The sequence below is a fragment of the Halomonas sp. N3-2A genome (assembly GCF_002216165.1).
In the GTDB taxonomy this organism is placed as follows: Bacteria; Pseudomonadota; Gammaproteobacteria; order Pseudomonadales; family Halomonadaceae; genus Vreelandella.
Window position 1 is genome coordinate 3,248,585 of record NZ_CP022286.1, and the last position, 20,073, is coordinate 3,268,657.

12 protein-coding genes and 3 pseudogenes are annotated in these 20,073 nt (G+C 54.1%); 4 read left to right on the top strand and 11 right to left on the bottom strand.

The genetic code is table 11. From position 1 onward, the window contains the following. The first annotated feature begins 5 nt into the window (after positions 1-5). The 3 genes from CEK60_RS15180 (at position 6) to CEK60_RS15190 (ending at position 6,467) form a co-directional block, all read left to right on the top strand. Positions 6-1,787 carry a sodium:solute symporter family protein gene (locus CEK60_RS15180; RefSeq protein ID WP_089039742.1) on the top strand — a complete coding sequence of 594 codons (1,782 nt, stop codon included), beginning with the start codon at positions 6-8 and terminating at the stop codon, positions 1,785-1,787. Positions 1,788-1,893: 106 nt separating this feature from the next. Beyond that, entirely contained in the window at positions 1,894-2,424 is a 531-nt protein-coding gene (locus CEK60_RS15185; RefSeq protein WP_089039743.1) for a hypothetical protein, read from the top strand. Positions 2,425-2,519: 95 nt separating this feature from the next. After that, a complete protein-coding gene (locus CEK60_RS15190) occupies positions 2,520-6,467 on the top strand; it encodes a hybrid sensor histidine kinase/response regulator (protein WP_089039744.1) in 3,948 nt (1,315 codons plus the stop codon). A gap of 224 nt (positions 6,468-6,691) precedes the next feature. Here CEK60_RS15190 and CEK60_RS15195 read toward each other — a convergent pair whose 3' ends face one another. The 3 genes from CEK60_RS15195 to CEK60_RS15205 all read right to left on the bottom strand — a co-directional run bounded on the left by CEK60_RS15195 (position 6,692) and on the right by CEK60_RS15205 (position 10,295). Next, positions 6,692-7,354: a response regulator gene (locus CEK60_RS15195; RefSeq protein WP_009721286.1), complete on the bottom strand. Its 663-nt coding sequence runs from the start codon at positions 7,352-7,354 to the stop codon at positions 6,692-6,694. Positions 7,355-7,627: 273 nt separating this feature from the next. Continuing rightward, positions 7,628-9,577 carry an acetate--CoA ligase gene (acs, locus tag CEK60_RS15200; RefSeq protein ID WP_089039745.1) on the bottom strand — a complete coding sequence of 650 codons (1,950 nt, stop codon included), beginning with the start codon at positions 9,575-9,577 and terminating at the stop codon, positions 7,628-7,630. Between the two features lie 169 nt (positions 9,578-9,746). Then, complete coding sequence (locus CEK60_RS15205; protein ID WP_193061853.1) at positions 9,747-10,295, bottom strand: SprT family zinc-dependent metalloprotease; 549 nt, start codon at positions 10,293-10,295, stop codon at positions 9,747-9,749. Positions 10,296-10,385: 90 nt separating this feature from the next. On the opposite strand from CEK60_RS15205, the gene CEK60_RS15210 reads away from it, so the two are divergent. Beyond that, positions 10,386-11,060 (top strand): YecA/YgfB family protein, encoded by a 675-nt coding sequence (locus CEK60_RS15210; RefSeq protein ID WP_089039747.1) that lies wholly within the window; start codon positions 10,386-10,388, stop codon positions 11,058-11,060. 18 nt (positions 11,061-11,078) lie between these two features. Here the strand turns inward: CEK60_RS15210 and CEK60_RS15215 are convergent, their stop codons facing one another. The 8 genes and pseudogenes from CEK60_RS15215 to aceE (CEK60_RS15250) all read right to left on the bottom strand — a co-directional run. Next, positions 11,079-12,200, bottom strand: a complete 1,122-nt coding sequence (locus CEK60_RS15215; RefSeq protein ID WP_089039748.1) for a phospholipase D-like domain-containing protein — start codon at positions 12,198-12,200, stop codon at positions 11,079-11,081. Between the two features lie 27 nt (positions 12,201-12,227). Next, positions 12,228-12,947, bottom strand: coding sequence for a class I SAM-dependent methyltransferase (locus CEK60_RS15220; RefSeq protein ID WP_089039749.1), 720 nt, complete (start codon positions 12,945-12,947; stop codon positions 12,228-12,230). Beyond that, positions 12,944-13,645 carry a tRNA (adenosine(37)-N6)-threonylcarbamoyltransferase complex dimerization subunit type 1 TsaB gene (tsaB, locus tag CEK60_RS15225; RefSeq protein ID WP_089039750.1) on the bottom strand — a complete coding sequence of 234 codons (702 nt, stop codon included), beginning with the start codon at positions 13,643-13,645 and terminating at the stop codon, positions 12,944-12,946. Before tsaB ends, CEK60_RS15220 begins: the two co-directional genes overlap by 4 nt. Positions 13,646-13,754: 109 nt before the next feature. After that, positions 13,755-14,408, bottom strand: coding sequence for an adenylate kinase (gene adk, locus CEK60_RS15230; RefSeq protein WP_089039751.1), 654 nt, complete (start codon positions 14,406-14,408; stop codon positions 13,755-13,757). A gap of 250 nt (positions 14,409-14,658) precedes the next feature. Beyond that, complete coding sequence (gene aceF / locus CEK60_RS15235) at positions 14,659-16,692, bottom strand: pyruvate dehydrogenase complex dihydrolipoyllysine-residue acetyltransferase (protein WP_089039752.1); 2,034 nt, start codon at positions 16,690-16,692, stop codon at positions 14,659-14,661. 58 nt (positions 16,693-16,750) lie between these two features. Beyond that, positions 16,751-17,545 (bottom strand): annotated as a pseudogene (locus tag CEK60_RS15240) (transketolase-like TK C-terminal-containing protein); the annotation flags it as partial. Between the two features lie 112 nt (positions 17,546-17,657). Further along, positions 17,658-18,389, bottom strand: a pseudogene (aceE, locus tag CEK60_RS22905) (pyruvate dehydrogenase (acetyl-transferring), homodimeric type); the annotation flags it as partial. A 25-nt stretch (positions 18,390-18,414) separates the two neighbouring features. After that, a pseudogene (aceE, locus tag CEK60_RS15250) lies at positions 18,415-19,677 on the bottom strand (pyruvate dehydrogenase (acetyl-transferring), homodimeric type); the annotation flags it as partial. Positions 19,678-20,073: the final 396 nt, after the last annotated feature.

Below are 20,073 nucleotides of genomic sequence, written 5' to 3' on the forward strand. Positions count from 1 at the left end.
CCAGTATGAGCCAGTTTGCCATTAACTTACTGTTTGTCGGCGCGTCGTTTGCGCTCTATATCGGGATTGCGATATGGGCACGAGCCGGGTCGACTAAAGACTTCTACGTTGCCGGTGGCGGCGTTCACCCTATCACCAACGGTATGGCGACTGCCGCTGACTGGATGTCAGCGGCATCGTTTATTTCGATGGCCGGTCTGCTAGCGTCTGGCGGGTATGCTAACTCCACCTTCTTGATGGGCTGGACAGGTGGTTACGTTATCCTGGCAATGCTGCTAGCGCCTTACCTGCGTAAGTTTGGCAAGTTTACAGTGCCCGACTTTATTGGTGACCGTTTCTACAGCAACACTGCGCGCTTCGTCGCGATTGTGTGTTTGATCGTTGCCTCTGTTACTTACGTTATCGGTCAAATGACCGGTGCTGGCGTTGCTTTCTCGCGCTTCTTGGAAGTGAGCAACACCTGGGGTATCTGGATCGCAGCGCTGATTGTGTTCCTATATGCCGTTTTTGGCGGCATGAAAGGCATTACCTACACGCAGGTCGCTCAGTACGTAGTGCTTATCATCGCCTACACTATTCCGGCGGTGTTCATTGCCATGCAATTAACCGGCAACCCGATTCCGATGTTCGGTATGTTCAGTACTCATACGGAGTCTGGTATTCCGCTACTGACCAAGCTGGACGAAGTGGTCAATGCACTTGGTTTCCGCGACTATACCGCCGACGTCGATAATAAGCTGAACATGGTGCTGTTTACCCTGTCGCTAATGGTGGGTACTGCTGGTTTACCCCACGTTATCATTCGCTTTTTCACTGTGCCGAAAGTTGCTGATGCACGCTGGTCCGCTGGCTGGGCACTCGTGTTTATTGCGCTGCTGTATCTCACCGCTCCTGCGGTTGGTTCCATGGCGCGTCTGAACTTGGCTACCACCGTCTATCCAGAAATGGCAGGACAAGTAGAGAATTACGAAGAAGCCGCCCGCAATCCGATTCTCTATGAAGATCGTCCTGAGTGGGTACGCACGTGGGAAGAAACCGGGCTTATCACTTTCAACGATCTTAACAGTGACGGCCGCATCCAAATGTACAATGATGCTACCGACTATTCTGATCGTGGCTGGGAAGGTAACGAGCTAACCGTTAATAATGACATTCTGGTATTAGCAAACCCAGAAATTGCTAATCTGCCAGGTTGGGTTATCGGTCTGATTGCAGCAGGCGGTATTGCTGCGGCCCTCTCAACAGCGGCAGGTCTACTATTGGCCATCTCGTCAGCCATTAGTCACGATTTGATCAAAACAATGATCAATCCGAAAATCTCTGAGAAGGGTGAAATGCTGGCAGCGCGTATTTCAATGGGCGGCGCGATTCTTCTGGCTACCTACCTTGGGCTTAATCCACCCGGGTTCGCAGCGCAGACGGTTGCACTTGCCTTTGGTATCGCTGGTGCCTCACTGTTCCCAGCGCTGATGATGGGCATTTTCTCCAAGCGCATGAACAGCAAAGGCGCGATTTGCGGCATGCTGGCAGGTCTGATCTGCACCTTGCTCTATATCTTCACCTATCTCGGTTGGTTCTTCGTTCCCGGCACCAACATGCTGGCTAACACGCCAGACAACTGGATCTTGGGCATTTCACCACTCTCCTTCGGTGCAATAGGCGCGATGATTAACTTTGCGGTTGCGTTTACTGTCTCTAGCGCAACGGAAGAGCCTCCGCAGGAGATTCAAGACCTGGTAGAAAGCGTTCGCTACCCGAAAGGTGCTGGTGTCGCGGTCGACCACTAAGTCATAATCGAATCCTCCTCTTTGGCACACTGCCATTAGATTCGGAATCGATACTTCTCATCGGGCTTCCTTAGGGGAGCCCGATGTCATTTAGAAAGGATATTTTATGATCTGGCATCTTGTTGCCGCTGTATTTGCAGGGCTTGCCGCCGCAGGGATAGGCCTATTACTTAGGACGCTTAGCCGTAAACGGCTGCCTAAATGGATTGTGCCCGTTTTTGGTGGCCTGGGTATGCTGGGGTATCAGGTCTCAACCGAATACAGCTGGTTTGAACACAAGCGCTCTCAACTACCTGAAACTGCCATCGTCATTTCCAGCGATACGTCTAGCGCCGTGTGGCGACCATGGACCTTTGTGTTTCCGATGACGACTAAATTCAGCATCGTTGATAGCGACAATGTGCGCGCTCGTCACATTGACGATGAGTTAATTGCCGAATTTATTCTCTATCAATTCGAACGCCGCCATACCGATATACTGACCACTCAGCCTTATGTCTTGAACTGCGCTCACCGCGAGATAGTCCCCCTGAATCCAGAGACGGGCGACGCTGAATTAAACGAGCGCCGCACACTGAGGGAAACCGCGCCTTTGTTAACAACCGTTTGCCAACTTGCCGCCGACCAGCAGACGTGATGCCCCTCCTTCGCCTAGAATAGGGTCTTTATTTAGATGATCGTTACTTGATATTAGATCGTCGCTAGGCGAAGCCTTCAACGTGGGGAGACGACATGTTTCATGGCGGTCTGCTGGTCGCGGTATCACTGCTTTACATTGCGGTGCTGTTTGGAATTGCCTGGTTCGGTGATCGCCGTGCACGGACTCACGGCGCCAGCCGCCGACGGCCAATCATCTACAGTTTGGCATTGGCCATTTACTGCACCTCGTGGACGTTTTACGGCGCAGTGGGGCAAGCAGCCACGGCTGGCTGGTCATTCGCCAGTATCTTTGTCGGGCCAATCTTAACGTTTTTACTGTTTTGGCCTGTTCTGGCAAAAATGATTCGTGTTGCCAAGCACCAGAACGTCACGTCAATCGCTGACTTTATTGCTTCCCGCTACGGCAAAACCCAATCCCTTGCAGCGTTTGCTAGTTTAGTCGCCCTCATTGGCACCCTGCCCTACATTGCCCTGCAGTTAAAAGCGGTGTCTACCACCTTTAGCGTTCTTACCGACGCAGCGGATATGACCCATACGCCGCTGTTTGGCGACACAGCGTTTTATGTCGCTATTGTCATGGCAATCTTCGCTATCCTTTTTGGCACTCGCCATACGGACGCGACAGAGCACCACGAAGGGCTGATTCATGCGGTAGCATTTGAATCGCTGGTAAAGTTGTTGGCTTTTGTCGTCCTTGGCGCTTTTGTTACCTGGGGCATGTTTGATGGCCTAGGCGAACTGATGGGCCACGCCGAAAGTCAACTGGAGTTGCAGCGCCAACTAGCCAATCAAGATTTTGGCCAAAGCTTCTGGGCGCAAACGCTGCTCGCCATGCTCGCCATACTTTGCCTGCCTCGCCAGTTTCATGTGGCAGTGGTGGAAAACACCCACCCAGATGATGCAACGAAAGCACGCTGGCTATTTCCTCTTTACCTACTCGCAGTCGCCTTTTTTGTGGTGCCTTTGGCGGCAGCCGGTCTACTGCTGTTTTCGGAAAGCGGGGTTGAGCCTGATACTTACGTACTTGCTCTTTCGATGGCGTCTGGCCAGCAGTGGCTGACCCTGCTCACCTTTATTGGCGGATTTTCTGCCGCGACAGGCATGGTTATTGTGGCGGCAGTGGCAGTATCCATCATGATTTCTAATGAAATTGTGATCCCAGCACTATTTAGGTTGCGTTGGTTCGACACAAAAGCTCGTGACTATGGCCGCTTAGTACTCCGCGCGCGTCGCCTGACGATTGTTGCTGTATTGGCAATGGCTTACGGCTTCTATCAGCTCATTGCCGAATTCACCTCGTTGGCCTCAATTGGCATGCTGTCCTTTGCGGCCGCCGCTCAGTTTGCCCCCGCACTCATCGGCGGGCTGTATTGGAAGCGCGGTAACCGCCTCGGCGTTATTGTTGGCATGAACGCAGGCTTTGCGATTTGGGCATACAGCTTGTTAATGCCGGCTATGATCAATGCCGGAGTGCTGCCTCAAGCATGGCTGGCGGGCGGCCCCTTAGGGCTTAATTGGCTATCGCCGACAACCCTCTTTGGCTTAAACCTCAGCGATCCATTTACCCACGGAGTCATGCTGTCGCTGGGTATCAACTTGTTCTGCTATATCTTTGTGTCACAGGTGACTTCTCAGCGGGTCGTCGAGCGTATTCAAGCATCGCTGTTTGTCGATAGCGTAGAAACTCGTCAAACATCCGTAAACCGCCCATGGACAGGTGCCACCACTGTCGGTGACCTTAAAGTGCTGTGTGAGCGTTTTCTTGGGGCAGACCAAGTGGATCGTGCATTTGAGGATTACGCACGCCGCGCGGGAAAACCCATGGAAGATAGTTCACGGGCGTCTATCGACGTCATCCAATTTACCGAGCGCTTTCTTGCGTCAGTGTTAGGCGCATCGTCAGCACGCATAGTCGTTAACTCGGCGCTTCAGGGGCGCGGCATCGGCATTTCAGATGTCATTTCAATCGTTGATGAAGCCTCTCAAGTCTTAGAGTTCAACCGCGCACTACTGCAAGCCACCATTGAAAACATCAACCAGGGTATTAGCGTGGTTGACCAGAATTTGCGCTTGGTGGTGTGGAACCAGCGCTATTTAGAGCTGTTCCGCTTCCCTGATCACTTGATACGGGTCGGCGCCCCCATAGATCGTATTTTTCGCTACAACGCGCACAGCGGCGAATATGGCCCAGGAGATCCGGAAGAGCACGTCCAACTGCTGCTCGACAACATTCGCGACGGCCAGCCTCACCGCTATGTGCGCTATCGCCAAGATGGCAGCGTATTGGAAGTCCAAGGCAACCCGATGCCTGGTGGTGGTTTTGTCTATACCTATCAAGATATTACTCAGCAGAAGCGCATCGAAGAGGCGCTGATCCGCTCTGAAAACAACATCCGTATCTACACCGATAATGTGCCAGCGCTGATTGCCTACTTTGATAAAGAGTGCCGTTATCTATTTACCAACCGCGCCTACGAACAAGCTTTCGACATAGATCGTAATGCCGTGATTGGGCGCCGCTACGAAGACGTATTACCGGTTAAAAAAGCCGAAGAGCGCATGCCGTGGGTTCAACGAACACTGGCAGGCGAACGCGTTAGTTTTGAAGTCTCAATGCGCGTTAATGATGCCATGCGCTATATGCTGGTCACCTATACGCCCCACTTTGGTGATAGCCAATCGATTTTAGGCTTCTTCGCGCTTTATCAAGACATTACCGAGCGCCGCCAAGCCGAAATCGCCTTAAAAGTGACCAACGAAACCCTGGAAGAGCGCGTTCGCGAGCGCACGCAAGCACTTTCCGAGGCCAACGCGGCGCTGCGCCAAGAGAACCGTGTGCGCGCTGAAGCAGAGCAAGCGCTGCGCCAAGCGAAACAGTTAGCTGAAGATGCTAACGCTTCCAAAACGCGCTTTTTGGCTGCCGCTAGTCATGACTTGCTACAGCCGCTGAACGCAGCCCGGCTGTTTACTTCTGCATTAATGCAGAACGTCACCGCTAGCGACACCCAGCGCACCATCAGCCATATTGATAACTCACTTCAAGCCGCTGAAGAGCTGCTTGGCACTCTGCTAGATATTTCAAAGCTTGATGCGGGTGCGCTTACACCGCGACGCAGCCATTTTGCACTCGCAGATATTATTCGCCCATTGCGTGCCGAATTTGAAGTGATGGCCGATGACCGTGGGCTGGATCTTGTCGTCGTACCGACGCAACAATGGGTAGATTCCGATCCTCAGATGCTTCGCCGAATTGTACAAAACTTTCTATCCAACGCGATCCGCTATACCCAAGAAGGTCGTGTACTTCTAGGCTGCCGCCGCCAAGCGGGACGGCTTTCCATAGAGGTATGGGATAGCGGGCCAGGTATTCCTGAATCTAAGCTAACGGAAATTTTCCAAGAGTTCCGCCGGTTGGATCAAGTTTCACGCCATAAAGAGAGTGAGAAAGGGCTCGGCTTAGGCCTCTCAATCGCCGATCGTATGAGCCGTGTACTTGACCACCCAATTAAGGTTCGATCCTGGGTAGGGGTGGGGACTGCATTTTGCGTCAGCGTTCCTATTGTTGCCGCCCGTGAAGTGACTTTAGCGGACCAAGAACCTCAAAACCGCCGTAGCGGTAATAAGTTAGCGGGTACCCGCATTGTGTGTATCGATAACGAAACGCTCATTTTAGAGGGCATGACGGCCATGCTGAGTGGCTGGGGGTGTGAAGTATTCACGGCGACCAGCATTGGCGGTGCAAAATCGATTCTGCGTAATATGGACGGCGACCCCGACGCTATTTTGGCCGACTATCACCTGGACAACGAAGTCACGGGCTTGATGGCACTCGAAGCACTCAGCGAGCGCTTTGAGGGAGCCGTACCGGGCATTGTGATTACCGCCGACCGTACGGAAGCGGTGGCCGAGGAGATCAAGCGTGCGGGTTATCAACTGCTGCTTAAGCCGGTCAAACCCGCCGCGCTACGCGCGCTTTTAACTCGCACCCTTCAGGCTAGCCGAGCAGGAGGGAAAACGTAATGATACGGCGGATTGATGCATCACATTGTCATTCCCGAAGGGGGGTTATCGGGAATCCAATTTGACCTTTCTCGCTGATGCCTAGGAGCCTGCTTCAAAATGGATTCCCGCTAAAAGCATGCGGGAATGACACAGTGGTGAGGAACGCGGGAATGACGGAGCCGCGAGATAGACGCACCACACCGTCATTCCCGAAGGGGGTTATCGGGAATCCAACTTACCCTTCAAGAAGAAACTTTCGGCGGTTCCACTTCAAGTTTCTGAGCAGCAATAACAGCCTGGGTGCGCGAGTGCACTCCCAGCTTGCGCAGAATAGCCGTCACGTGGGCCTTAATAGTGGCTTCTGAGACGCTAAGCTCATAGGCGATCTGTTTATTTAGCAAGCCTTCCGTCAGCATATTGAGCACACGAAACTGCTGCGGCGTCAGCGAGGCAATTGCCTCCGCAAAACGCGACTCTTCTTCGCTGGTTTCATCTAAGACGTTCGCCAACGCTTCTGGCAGCCAAACTTCCCCTTGCAGAATTTCCCCCACCGCTTCAGCAATCAACTGTAGCGAGGAAGATTTAGGAATAAAGCCTGACGCGCCATAATCGATTGCACGACGTACTACATAGGGCTCGTCACTGCCTGAAACAACCGCCACCGGAATATCGGGCATCTGGCCACGCAATTGAATCAAACCTGAGAAGCCATGCGCTCCTGGCATATGGAGGTCTAGCAAAATCAAATCAGCATCAGGATGTCGATTAACGACCTCAGTGGTGGCTTCCATGGTGTCGGCTTCGACAATCTCAGCCTGGGGGGCTAACTGGCGCAACGCCTGAGTGAGCGCTGCACGAAACAGCGGATGGTCGTCTGCGACGATAAACTTATGGGCTACTGCCATGGATATTCCTCCGGTTCCTCGAGCAGCGGGGTTGACTACCGCCGCGACGCTAGGCTCATACGGTTGAAGCATGGTACCCCATGGGCTTCGTCATTCCCAAGCATCACATGCACTATTTGTCATAGATACGTCATCCAAACAGAAATAACAGTGCCGGCTCCATGGCCGGCACTGCAACGGATCTGTCCAGTTTGCCTTATTTAACATAGCAAATGAATGACATCCGTCATTTAAAAGTGCCCCCATTAGAAAGATAACTGGGGGCAAAGAGCATTACTGGTTGGCACGATGCTCGATGAGTTCGTCCACCACCGACGGATCAGCCAGCGTGCTGGTATCTCCCAGGCCGTCACACTCATTAGCTGCAATTTTACGTAAAATGCGCCGCATAATTTTACCAGAACGTGTTTTTGGCAGCCCTGGCGCCCACTGAATTACATCTGGCGATGCAATCGGGCCAATATCTTTACGCACCCATTGAGTTAGCTCTTTCTTGAGTTCATCCGTGGGATCAACATCATCATTGAGCGTTACATAGATATAGATGCCCTGGCCCTTAATATCGTGCGGGAAGCCAACGACGGCGGCTTCTGCCACTGCCGAGTGAGCAACCAGAGACGACTCTATTTCAGCAGTGCCCATACGGTGGCCTGAGACGTTAAGCACGTCGTCAACCCGTCCTGTAATCCAGTAATAGCCATCCTCATCCCGACGACAGCCATCCCCAGTAAAATACATGCCGTCGTAAGTAGAGAAGTAGGTTTGTACAAAGCGTTCGTGGTCGCCCCAAATGGAGCGCGCTTGGCCCGGCCAGGAGTCGAGAATGACTAGATTGCCTTCCGTCTCGCCTTCTAATTTATGGCCTTCATTATCCACCAGCGCGGGGTTCACACCAAAGAAGGGCGTTGTCGCAGAACCAGGCTTTAGATCAGTAGCGCCGGGAAGTGGCGCGATCATAATGCCGCCCGTTTCGGTTTGCCACCAGGTGTCCACAATAGGACACTGCTCATTGCCAATAACGCGATAGAACCACTCCCAGGCTTCTGGATTGATAGGTTCGCCCACAGAACCCAGCAAGCGCAGTGAATCGCGTTTGCTAGAGTCCATCACGTTATCACCATGCGCCATTAAGGCACGGACAGCGGTAGGCGCGGTATAGAGGATATTGACCTGATGTTTATCGACAATTTCGCCCATGCGGCCATGGCTTGGATAACTCGGTACGCCTTCAAACATTAGCGTGGTTGCACCATTGGCAAGCGGCCCGTACACGATATAGCTATGGCCCGTCACCCAGCCGACATCCGCTGTACACCAGTAAACTTCGCCTTCTTGATAGTCGAAAACGTACTGATGGGTCATCGCGGCGTAGGTCAGGTAGCCGCCAGTGGTATGCTTTAAGCCCTTAGGCGCACCGGTTGACCCAGAGGTATAGAGAATAAACAGCGGGTCTTCAGCATTCATGGCCTCAACTGGGCATTCGGTAGACTGCTTATCCACCAGCTCGTCAAACCAAATGTCACGACCTTCCTGCCAATCAATATCACCGCCTGTACGCTTCACCACCAATACGTTTTTACATACATCGGTGCCGTTACGCGTCAACGCTGAATCGACGTTCTCCTTAAGGGGCACGTGTTTACCACCACGCACTGACTCATCAGCTGTGATCACCAGTTTAGAATCAGCACCAATGACCCGCTGAGCTACTGCGTCCGGCGAAAAGCCGCCAAACACAACAGAGTGCACTGCACCAATACGGGCACATGCCAACATGGCCATGGCCGCCTCGGGAATCATCGGCATATACAGCGTCACTGTATCGCCTTTGTTAACTCCCAGCGACTTCAGGCCGTTGGCCAGCTGGTTAGTGCGCTCATAAAGCTCGCGGTAAGTAATGTGTTTTGAATCGTTAGGGTTATCCCCTTCCCAGATAATCGCCGTTTGGTCGCCACGCTTCTCCAAGTGGCGATCTAGACAGTTGGCGCTAACGTTTAGCTCACCATCTTCAAACCAGCGAATATCAACATTATCGCGTGCAAAGGAGGTGTTTTTAATCTTGGTTGGCGTCTTGATCCAATCCAGACGCTTTGCTTGCTCAGCCCAGAAACTCTCCGGGTCGTCCATGGACTGCTGATACATTGCCGCATATTTATCTTTATCAGCCCATGCACTGGCAGCGATACTATCGCGCACTGGATAGACGTTTTTATGCTCGCTCATGAAGTTGCCTCTGTCCGTGAAATTGCACTCTCTAGAAAATGGTGTCGGTATTATTATTAGTCGCACCGACGCGCTTAATATTTACCTAGCATAAACCTCCCAACGCCGGCTTCCCTTTAGACATTGGTATTAACATTTTCAATATTAAAAACAATAAGTTAAAACACTTTCAAGGTTTTCTAAAAGCACTGTAGACCAAGGTCTGATCACAATGGCGGCAGCGATAGCGACGCCCCTTTACCACTAAAGAATGACGCCTGGCTGTGAAACAATGCGTTTGACAGCCACATTGATAATAATATGGCCGAGACTGGGCATCCTGAACATCAAAGCGATGAGTCACCTTAGGCTCAAGGCCAAACAGGTCTCGCATGACGGCTTGCCATTCTCGACCATGCGGTTTGAGCCGCGTGCCATTGGCTAAATGAAAGACTAACCAATGCGCCATTTCATGGGGAATCACCTCGTCAAAAAACGCCTGCCGATTATTGCTCAGTAAAACAGGATTAAAACGCAGCCCGCCACGCCCTAGATGGGCCTGCCCTGCTGAGGCACCTTTTAGGTCGAACCACACCTTTGGCGCTGGCAGCGCAGGATAGACTTCTTGGCAGCGTCTTAACGCTTCATCAGTTCTGTCTCGCACGGCGTGCATGAGCGCCTCTGAAGAGAGTGTTGCAAGTTTTTCAGCAGGCCATGGGGGCAGTGGTAAAGTCTTCATTAGTGATAAACTAACCAGTAACGATGTTGCCAACGAGTGTTGCCGATCAACATCTTTTTCTCAAAGACGATTTTTATGATGAGGCCCCTTATGGCAGAGCGCAATAACGTTCCCGCAGCAACGTCGCCCAATACCACCCCACCTCAGCCGCTACTTGATGACGAGCAACTTGATCGATTGGATGACTTTCTCGACTCAGAGCAGGTCGGCGAAGATGCGCTGGATCTTATCTCTGCCCATGGCTTTTTAGTGGCGCTGGCAGTTGCCCCTAGCGAATTACCCACCAGTCAATGGCTAGCTGAGCTGTTTCAGGGAGAGCCAAGTTATCGGGATGATGCCGAGCGAGACGAGATTATCCAACTGTTAACACTGCTACGTGACAACGCCGTCGCAGTGCTTGAACAAGGTGGTTTACCAGAGCTACCCTTCGAGCTAACGCTCGATGGCATCCCCGCTGAAGAAACGCCTATCGGCGACTGGTGCGCGGGGTTTATGGAAGGTGTCTTTAGCGACGAAAGCGCATGGTTTCAAGATGACGAAGAGGCTGCCGCCACGCTACTGCTGCCCTTTATGTCGCTCTCAGGTTTATTCGATGATGAGCCAGAAATGGCTGAGATGGCCCAAGATCAGGCCAGTCAGGAAACCTTTGTTGCTCAATTGCCAGAATTAGTCCTGGATCTTTATCTTCACTACCGCGTGCCCCCCGAAACGCCGAAACCTAAGCCACGCAAGAAAACCCCGGCCAAAGGTAAAAAGCGTCGATAGCCGATTGCTAACCGCGCATTATTTAAGGCGGGTGACAATACCATCCACTACGCCATAGACCCACTCTCGGGCTCGCTGCCGCCAGGACCGTGCGGCCCAGGCGGCAGCATCGACTTCTTGGCTGGCAGCAAAGTTACGCTCAAACAGCGATTGAACTTGTTTGGCGAAGGCTTGGTTTTCTACTTCTTGATTAGCTTCAAGGTTCCAGTGCAGATTCCAATGGTCGAAGTTACATGAGCCAAGACTGACCCAGTCATCGGCTAACACAAACTTGGCATGAATAAACGTGGGCTGGAACTCAAAAATCCGCACGCCGGCTTTTAACAACGCTTGGTAAAACCGTTGTCCTGCATAGCGCACGCCTGGGTGGTCATGTTTACTGCCCGGTAATAGTAAACAAACATCCACGCCACGTCGTGCTGCCCGAATCAGGCGTCGGCGCAGCGTGAAGGTCGGCACAAAATAAGGTGTACATAGCCAAAGCCGCTTGTTTGCCTGATTTACCCGCGCATGGAGCGAGTGGCGAATAGCTTGGTAGCGATACCCCCTCGCTGACATCACTCGGCCGCGTATGCCATCAGTATAATGTACGGCTGTCCGCTGTGGCGGCAACGCCGCGCTAGCCCGCCCACCACCTGCTTGCCGTGTTAACCGGGAGCGCCATAAGCGGCGAAAAAGCCCTTCCCAATCAGCAACCACCGGGCCTTCGATGCGCACCGCAATTTCGTACCATGCTTCCAGAAACTCATCCACCGCGCCAAATCCGCCGGTAAACGCAATCTCTCCATCCACGACAACAATTTTGCGATGGTCACGGCTTAAGTTGCGAGCCAGCGAGTGAAAACCGATGGGATTAAAGAACCGTAATGCGACACCTGCTTGCTCTAGGCGTGTGCGGTCACGGTGCTCCAATCCCATAGAGCCATAACCATCGAGCAGCAAATACACCTTTACACCGCGCTCAGCAGCGTCGATCAACGCATTACTCATCTGGCTGGCTAACTTACCTGACTCCATCAAGTAGAGCTCCACCAGCACGTAGTACTCCGCTTGACTAACCGCATCAAACATAGCTGGCAAAAATCGCGTTGCTTCCGGCAACAGAGTCGTGCGGTTGCCTTCACGCCACACGTGCTGCATAGAGACTCCTTCTCTTGATGAAACGGCTCAGCGACGAGTTAGCGAACGATGGACGTACAAATCGTACCGGCTCGTTTTACCTTCCAGCGTATGCTGCGGCGCGGGGCCGCCGATAGGGGGTGCTTTACGGGGTCGCTTGACCACTACTCGATGCGTCGCTACATCCAGCGCTGCTTCTAATAAGCGCGGTGCATCATCGTCATCTCCCGCCAGCTCTCGAAACAAGCGCATCTCTTTTTTGACCAACGCCGACTTCTCACGGTGCGGAAACATCGGATCAAGATGAATAACCTCAGGATCAAAAGCTGCGCTTTCCACAAGAGCAGCCAACTGCTCAGCGGCATCACCATGGCGGAGCGTCATACGCAAGGCAATCTCTGCTGTCGACTCTGTTCTTGCGGCACGCGCGAGGCCATCCTGAAGCAGCGCGGCAATCGCCGCGACACGTTCAATTAATAAGACATTTGCGCCCAGGCTTGCCAGTACAAATGCATCCCGACCCAAACCAGCCGTGGCATCCACGACGTTAGGTGTGATGCCTTTAGCAAGCCCACAGGCTTTTGCCACTAACTGCCCGCGACCACCACCAAACTGACGGCGATGGGCTGCCTTTCCAGCGGCAAAATCCACGCTAAGCGGTTTTCCGTATTGGCGCTCATCACCTGACAGTGCCAATTGGCCATCAACGTAGCTAAGCGCTAACCCCGAAGGCAGCACAAGCGTCTCTGGGCTTACCGTGTGGCTCATGCTGGCTTTTTCCAGGCCACGTCGTTGCGCAAATAAACTGGCTGTGCTTCATGGGCTGCCTGACCCAACCCCGCTTCCAAATCACGAGCGGCGAGCCATGCCATCTCTTCGGCCCGTGGCTCAAGGTCAGTGAGGTGCTGAGACATGTTGGTTTGTAGGCTTAACGCAAAGTCATCCCACAGCGTAAACCCCGAGCCCACGCCTACCCAGTCGGTCTCCTCCGCGGGCAAATGAAAGTTAGCAGGCGCCACGACCACTTCGTCACTTTGCAAGCTAAGCGCGTCATTTAAACAGTGCCAAGTAGCCGCATAGATTTCGCCCATACGGGCATCTAACGCGGTCACTACATGACGAAAATGGTAGCGGCGATGGGCCTGAAGCGCGAGCGCTTCCAAGGTGGAAATACCCAACAATGGACGATCCAGCCCAAACGCCAAGCCTTGCGCTGCACCGGCAGCGATGCGCAAGCCGGTGAATGAACCAGGGCCACGCCCAAACGCAACCGCATCTAGCTGCTGCGTAGAAATATTGGCCTCAGCGAGAATGTCATCCACCATCGGCATTAAGCGCCGGGTATGGGCCCTTGGCGTCATCTCGAAACGCGCCAAGCATTCACGCTGGCTACCCTGCTGGCGCAATAAAGCCGCAGAGCAGGCACTAGAAGATGCGTCCAGTGCGAGAAGGTATAACGATGACATCGATTCTGCACTCCATAAAATAGACCGTCATTATACCTTTACGCGGCCTCAACGACGATGGCCCGCAGGTAACCTGCGGGCCATCGTGACATTCACTAGCATGTGCTACTTAGCAAAGCGCTTCTTTCACTTGCCGAGTAATGTCAGCCACGCTGCCTACGCCTTCTACGCGATGATACTGCGGCGCGGCCTCAGGGTCTTCTTTCGCCCACTGCTGATAATAGTCTACCAACGGTGCGGTTTGGTCGTGATAAACCGACAGACGGTTGCGCACGGTAGACTCTTGATCATCTTCACGCTGAATCAGCGCTTCCCCAGTCACATCATCTTTACCCGGCTCTTTGGGCGGATTATGGTCGACATGGTAAACACGCCCAGATGCCGGATGCACACGACGCCCCGCAAGACGGCTAACAATTTCTTCGTCTGGTACGGCAATTTCCAACACGTGGTCCAGCTTAACGCCAGCCTCTTTCATCGCATCGGCTTGCGGGATGGTGCGCGGAAAACCATCGAACAAGAAACCATTTTCACAGTCGGGTTGGCTAATACGCTCTTTAACAAGATCGATAATGACATCGTCGGACACCAAACCGCCGCTATTCATAATCTCTTTTACTTTGAGCCCCAATTCGGTACCGTCCTTGATGGCCGCGCGCAGCATATCCCCGGTGGAAATCTGAGGGATCTTAAATTGCTCACAGATAAACTGAGCCTGAGTCCCCTTCCCCGCGCCGGGGGCACCCAACAGGATTAAACGCATGGCACTGCTCCTTGAATGTTAGTCGTTAGATATGAATAATTTTTGAATAATGGACTGACAATAACCGTGCCGTTCGGATGACACAACTCCCCAAAAGCCTGATAACGCATTTTTTTAACATTTTCTTAAGCAAAAACAGTCAGGTGGCAATTTCTTGTACTTTGGTCACCCCTTCTTTGCAGACCTACTGAACTGTTTTAAACACAAGCGGCGCCCTATTGGGCGCCGCTTGTGGCTTACTGCGAGACGATTACAGCAGTAATCGGCGAATATCCGTCAGCACATCGGCCAGGAAGGCCGTAAAGCGGGCGGCATCCGCACCGTTAATCGCCCGGTGATCGTAGGAGAGCGAGAGCGGCATCATTAAGCGCGGTTGGAAGGCGCTGCCATCCCATACCGGTTTCATCTGCGCTTTCGACACTCCCAGGATCGCCACTTCCGGCGCATTAACAATCGGTGTGAACGCGGTTCCACCAATCGAGCCAAGGCTCGAAATGGTGAAGCAGCCACCGGTCATCTCATCACGCTTAAGCTTCTTGGTTTGCGCTTTCTTGCCTAGCTCCGCCATCTCCTTGGCTATCTCGATCAAGGATTTCTTATCGGCGTTGCGCACTACCGGCACCATCAGGCCGTCAGGCGTATCCACGGCAATCCCGATATGCACGTAGTTTTTCCATACCAGCGTTTCGCCGTCGCCTTTCAGGCTGACGTTGAACTGGGGGAATTTACGCAGTGCAAAGGCACAGGCTTTGACCATAAACGGCAACGGTGTCAGCTTGGCGCCCTGGGCATCAGCCTCGGCTTTCATGGCCTTACGGAAGCTTTCAAGCTCGGTAATGTCGGCCTCATCGAACTGCGTCACGTGAGGCACATTGAGCCAGCTGCGGTGCAGATTGGTCGCGCCCATCTTGAGCAGGCGACCCATCGGCTTCTCTTCTATGTCGCCAAACTGACTGAAGTCAACTTCCGGTATCGCGGGAATACCCGCACCACCACTCGCCGCAGGGGCAGCCGCTGTTTGTGCTTTACCTTGGTTGGCAATGGCCTGCTTCACGTAGGCCTGCACATCCTCTTTCAGCACCCGATCTTTCGGGCCACTAGGCTTAACAAGACCGAGGTCTACGCCGAGCTCACGTGCCAGCATCCGAACGGCGGGGCCAGCGTGCACCAGTTTCCCATCGCGGGGCTTATGAGAGGCCATCTGCGCTTCAGGGCTAGGCGTGCCTTCTGGTGAAGCGGCAGGCTTCGCACTTGACTGACTGGCACTAGAGGACTGAGCTTTCTCCGGCGCCGCTTTTTTAGGGGCTGCCTTCTTGGCACCCGCTACTTCTATATAACCAATCACATCGCCTTCAGAGACGGTGTCACCCTCTTTCACAGTAAGCTCTAAGAGCTTGCCTTTGTAAGGGCTCGGCACGTCCATCGACGCTTTGTCAGATTCCAGAGTGATAAGAGGGTCTTCTTCGTTGACCTCATCACCTGCCGCCACACCAATTTCGATAATCGGCACGTCAGAAGAACCTGACAAGTCAGGTACACGAATCTCTTTGCGCTCAGGCTCACCGCTACCGCTATCTTCTTCAACGGCCGGTTCTTCAGCAGCGGCTTGCGGCTCGCTGCTGGCTTGGCTAGCGGCCTGCGATGCATCTTCTTCAGCCGATGCATCACCGTCTTCGCCAGCGATTTCCATCTGGCCGATCACGTCGCCTTCCGAGACGCTATCGCCTTCTTTTACCGTGAGCGCAACGATCTTACCGCCGTGCGGGCTGGGCACGTCCATGGAGGCTTTATCCGACTCCAGGGTGATCAGGGTGTCTTCGGCGTTGACCTCATCACCGGCGCTGACCGCGACTTCGATGATTTCAACGCTGTCGGAACCGCCCAGGTCAGGCACTTTAATATCGACCGTTTGCTTGCCGCCGCTGGCTTTCTTCGCTGCCGGTGCAGGGGCTGCTTCCTGCGTCGGTTTGTCCTGTTTCGCTGGCGCGTCGTTGGGCTGGCTGTCAGACGCGGGGGCTGACGTCTCTTCGCCACCGTCTGTGCCGCCTTCAACCTCCAGCTCAACGATGTCGTCGCCTTCGGAGACGCTATCGCCTTCTTTGACCAGCACTTTGAGCACCTTGCCGCCTTTCGGGGCCGGGACGTCCATGCTGGCTTTGTCAGATTCCAGGGTGATTAGGGTGTCTTCCGCTTCAATGACGTCGCCTTCTGACACCGCAATCTCGATGATTTCGACATCGGTATCGCCACCGATATCGGGAACTTTGATGATTTCGCTACTCAAGGTCGCGCTCCTTCCAAATCGGATCGAGCCGGCGGGCGTTTGCCCGCCGGGCAGCGGTTTAGCTGGTCAGCGGGTTCGGCTTGTTGGCATCAATGCCATACTTCTTCAGCGCCTCGCCGACGTGCTTGCGATCAAGCTCACCGCGGTCTGCCAGCGCGCGTAGCGCCGCCACGGTGACGAAGTAGCGGTCTACTTCAAAGAAGTAGCGCAGCTTCTCGCGGGTGTCGGAACGGCCAAAGCCGTCCGTGCCCAGCACGGTGTACTCGCTGGGCACCCAGGCACGCACCTGGTCGGCGTAGAGCTTCATGTAGTCGGTGGAGGCAATCACCGGGCCGTCACGGCCTTCCAGGCACTTCGTCACGTGGGGCTTGTTGGCCTCAGCGTCCGGGTTCAGGAAGCCTTCACGCTCCAGCAGCAGCGCTTCGCGGCGCAGCTCGTTAAAGCTGGTCACGCTCCAGATATCCGCGCCAATGCCCCAGTCGTTGGCCAACAGCTCCGCGGCGGCTTCGACTTCGCGCAGGATAGTGCCGGAGCCCATCAGTTGTACGCGGCCTTTGTCGCCCTGCGTTTCGTTGAGCAGGTACATGCCTTTGACGATATCGTCGGTGGGCACGCTCTCAAGCGCGGGGTGCTCGTAGTTTTCGTTCATCACCGTCAGGTAGTAGAAGCAGTTCTCTTTATCGGAGAACATGCGCTTCAGACCATCCTGGAGGATGACGGCCACTTCGTGGGCGTAGGTCGGGTCGTAGCTGCGGCAGTTGGGGATGGTGGAGGCTTGAATCAAGCTGTGGCCATCCTGGTGCTGCAGGCCTTCACCGTTGAGCGTGGTACGCCCGGCAGTGCCGCCGACCATAAAGCCGCGGGCTTGCAGGTCACCCGCCGCCCAGGCCAAGTCACCAATGCGCTGGAAGCCGAACATCGAGTAGTAGACGTAGAACGGCAGCAGGGTGACGTTGTTGTTGCTGTGTGCCGCCGACCATAAAGCCGCGGGCTTGCAGGTCACCCGCCGCCCAGGCCAAGTCACCAATGCGCTGGAAGCCGAACATCGAGTAGTAGACGTAGAACGGCAGCAGGGTGACGTTGTTGTTGCTGTAGGACGTCGCGGCGGCAATCCATGCGGACATGGCACCGGCTTCACTAATCCCTTCTTCGAGAATCTGGCCTTTCTGGTCCTCGCGGTAGAACATGATCTGGCCTTTATCGACCGGCTCATACTTCTGACCTTCCGAGGTGTAGATGCCAAGCTGACGGAACATGCCTTCCATGCCGAAGGTACGCGCTTCGTCAGGAATAATCGGCACGACATGTTTGCCGAGCTTCTTATCCTTCACCAGCCCGTTCAGCACGCGCACGAACGCCATGGTGGTCGAGACTTCGCGCCCTTTGGAGCCGACCATTTGCGAGGCAAAGGTTTTGTCTTCCAGGCTGGGGATCTCCAGCGCCTCAAAGTCACTGCGGCGGCTCGGCAGGTAGCCGTTTAAGCGTTCCCGCTGCAGGTGCATGTATTTCAGCTCGGGAGAGTCTTCTTCCGGCTTGTAATAGGGCACATCTTTAAGCTGCTCGTCGGTGAGCGGAATACCGAAGCGGTCGCGGAATTTACGCAACGCCTCGTACTCCATGCTCTTGACCTGGTGGGACTCGTTGGCGGCTTCGCCATCGCCGCTGCCCATGCCGTAGCCTTTGACGGTGTGCGCCAAGCGGAATACCGAAGCGGTCGCGGAATTTACGCAACGCCTCGTACTCCATGCTCTTGACCTGGTGGGACTCGTTGGCGGCTTCGCCATCGCCGCTGCCCATGCCGTAGCCTTTGACGGTGTGCGCCAAAATGACCGTGGGCTTACCGTTGGTCTGGTTGACCGCTTCGTGGTAGGCCGCGTAGACCTTGAACGGGTCGTGGCCACCGCGGTTGAGCTTCCAGATGTCTTCATCAGACAGGTCGTTGACCATCGCTTCGGTTTCGGGGTACTTACCGAAGAAGTGCTCACGGGTGTACGAACCGCCGTTGGCCTTGTAGTTCTGGTACTCACCGTCGACCGCTTCATCCATGCGTTTTTGCAGGATGCCTTTCTTGTCCTTCTCGAACAGCGGATCCCAGTGACGCCCCCAGACGACCTTGATGACGTTCCAGCCGGCACCACGGAACACGCCTTCGAACTCGTCCATGACGCGGGAGTTGCCGCGAACCGGACCGTCCAAGCGCTGCAGGTTGCAATTGATAACGAAGATCAGGTTATCGAGGTTTTCACGCCCGGCCAGGGAAATGGCGCCCAGTGACTCTGGCTCATCACACTCGCCGTCGCCCATGAAACACCAGATTTTACGGTCGTACATGTCTTTCAGCTCACGGTGATGCAGGTACTTCATCACGTGGGCTTGATAGATGGCCTGAATCGGGCCAAGGCCCATGGACACCGTGGGGAACTGCCAGTAGTCCGGCATCAGCCACGGGTGCGGGTAGGAAGAGAGGCCATCGCCATCGACTTCGCGACGGAATTTGTCCATTTGCTCTTCTGATAAACGGCCTTCCAAGTAGGAACGCGCGTAAATCCCCGGGGCAACGTGGCCCTGGATGTAAATCAGGTCGCCTTCAAAATCGCCTTTGGGGGCGCGGAAGAAGTGGTTAAAGCCGACATCGTACAGCGTGGCTGACGACATAAAGCTGGCAATGTGGCCGCCCAGCCCGGGGTTGGCGCGGTTATTACGGATGACCTGGGCAATGGCGTTGTAACGAATCAACGACCGAATGCGGCGCTCCATAAACAGATCGCCGGGCATCGGTGCTTCGCGATGCACAGGGATCGTATTCCGGTGCGGGGTTGTCACCGAGAAGGGTACCTTCATCCCGTCCCGGCGCAGGCGATCCGCCAAGCGGGTCATCAGGTAGCGGGCACGATCTTCGCCCTCACGATCCAGTACTGATTCCAGGGATTCCAGCCACTCCGTGGTTTCGAGCGGATCGAGATCTTCTCTTGTCTCCAGACTCATAGAGGTCTCTCCGAATGACGATAAATGACAATGAGCCCCGCCAACCCTTAGGGCCTGGGGCGGCTGCGGTGTTTAGCCACCACAGGCCGATAAAACGCCGACGCCTAAGCGCCGTGTAGATGTTTTCTTTCTACATTCAACAAGCTACGTACTTTTCGATGTAGTAAAGCTACACAATTGTCGTAAAAGTTAGCCTTTTGTATATGAGAAGATACCGCAAAGTCGTCACTCTGCCAATTCCAGCAAGCCCTAAAAGGCTATCGAAAACAGACTATTGCACCGCAACATAAAAAAACAGTAAGACTTTAGATGCATCTACCAAACGCTCAAAAATGTAGCCAAACTACCGTTTTATTTACTTACGAGTGAAGCACTTAATTAAGTTTACAACGTTCT

Excerpts from the sequence above, each read along its gene's own strand:
- CEK60_RS15180 (WP_089039742.1), top strand. The coding sequence starts at position 6 with ATGAGCCAGTTTGCCATTAACTTACTGTTTGTCGGCGCGTCGTTTGCG.
- CEK60_RS15185 (WP_089039743.1), top strand. The coding sequence starts at position 1,894 with ATGATCTGGCATCTTGTTGCCGCTGTATTTGCAGGGCTTGCCGCCGCA.
- CEK60_RS15190 (WP_089039744.1), top strand. The coding sequence starts at position 2,520 with ATGTTTCATGGCGGTCTGCTGGTCGCGGTATCACTGCTTTACATTGCG.
- CEK60_RS15195 (WP_009721286.1), bottom strand. The coding sequence starts at position 7,354 with ATGGCAGTAGCCCATAAGTTTATCGTCGCAGACGACCATCCGCTGTTT.
- acs (WP_089039745.1), bottom strand. The coding sequence starts at position 9,577 with ATGAGCGAGCATAAAAACGTCTATCCAGTGCGCGATAGTATCGCTGCC.
- CEK60_RS15205 (WP_193061853.1), bottom strand. The coding sequence starts at position 10,295 with ATGAAGACTTTACCACTGCCCCCATGGCCTGCTGAAAAACTTGCAACA.
- CEK60_RS15210 (WP_089039747.1), top strand. The coding sequence starts at position 10,386 with ATGGCAGAGCGCAATAACGTTCCCGCAGCAACGTCGCCCAATACCACC.
- CEK60_RS15215 (WP_089039748.1), bottom strand. The coding sequence starts at position 12,200 with ATGCAGCACGTGTGGCGTGAAGGCAACCGCACGACTCTGTTGCCGGAA.
- CEK60_RS15220 (WP_089039749.1), bottom strand. The coding sequence starts at position 12,947 with ATGAGCCACACGGTAAGCCCAGAGACGCTTGTGCTGCCTTCGGGGTTA.
- tsaB (WP_089039750.1), bottom strand. The coding sequence starts at position 13,645 with ATGTCATCGTTATACCTTCTCGCACTGGACGCATCTTCTAGTGCCTGC.
- adk (WP_089039751.1), bottom strand. The coding sequence starts at position 14,408 with ATGCGTTTAATCCTGTTGGGTGCCCCCGGCGCGGGGAAGGGGACTCAG.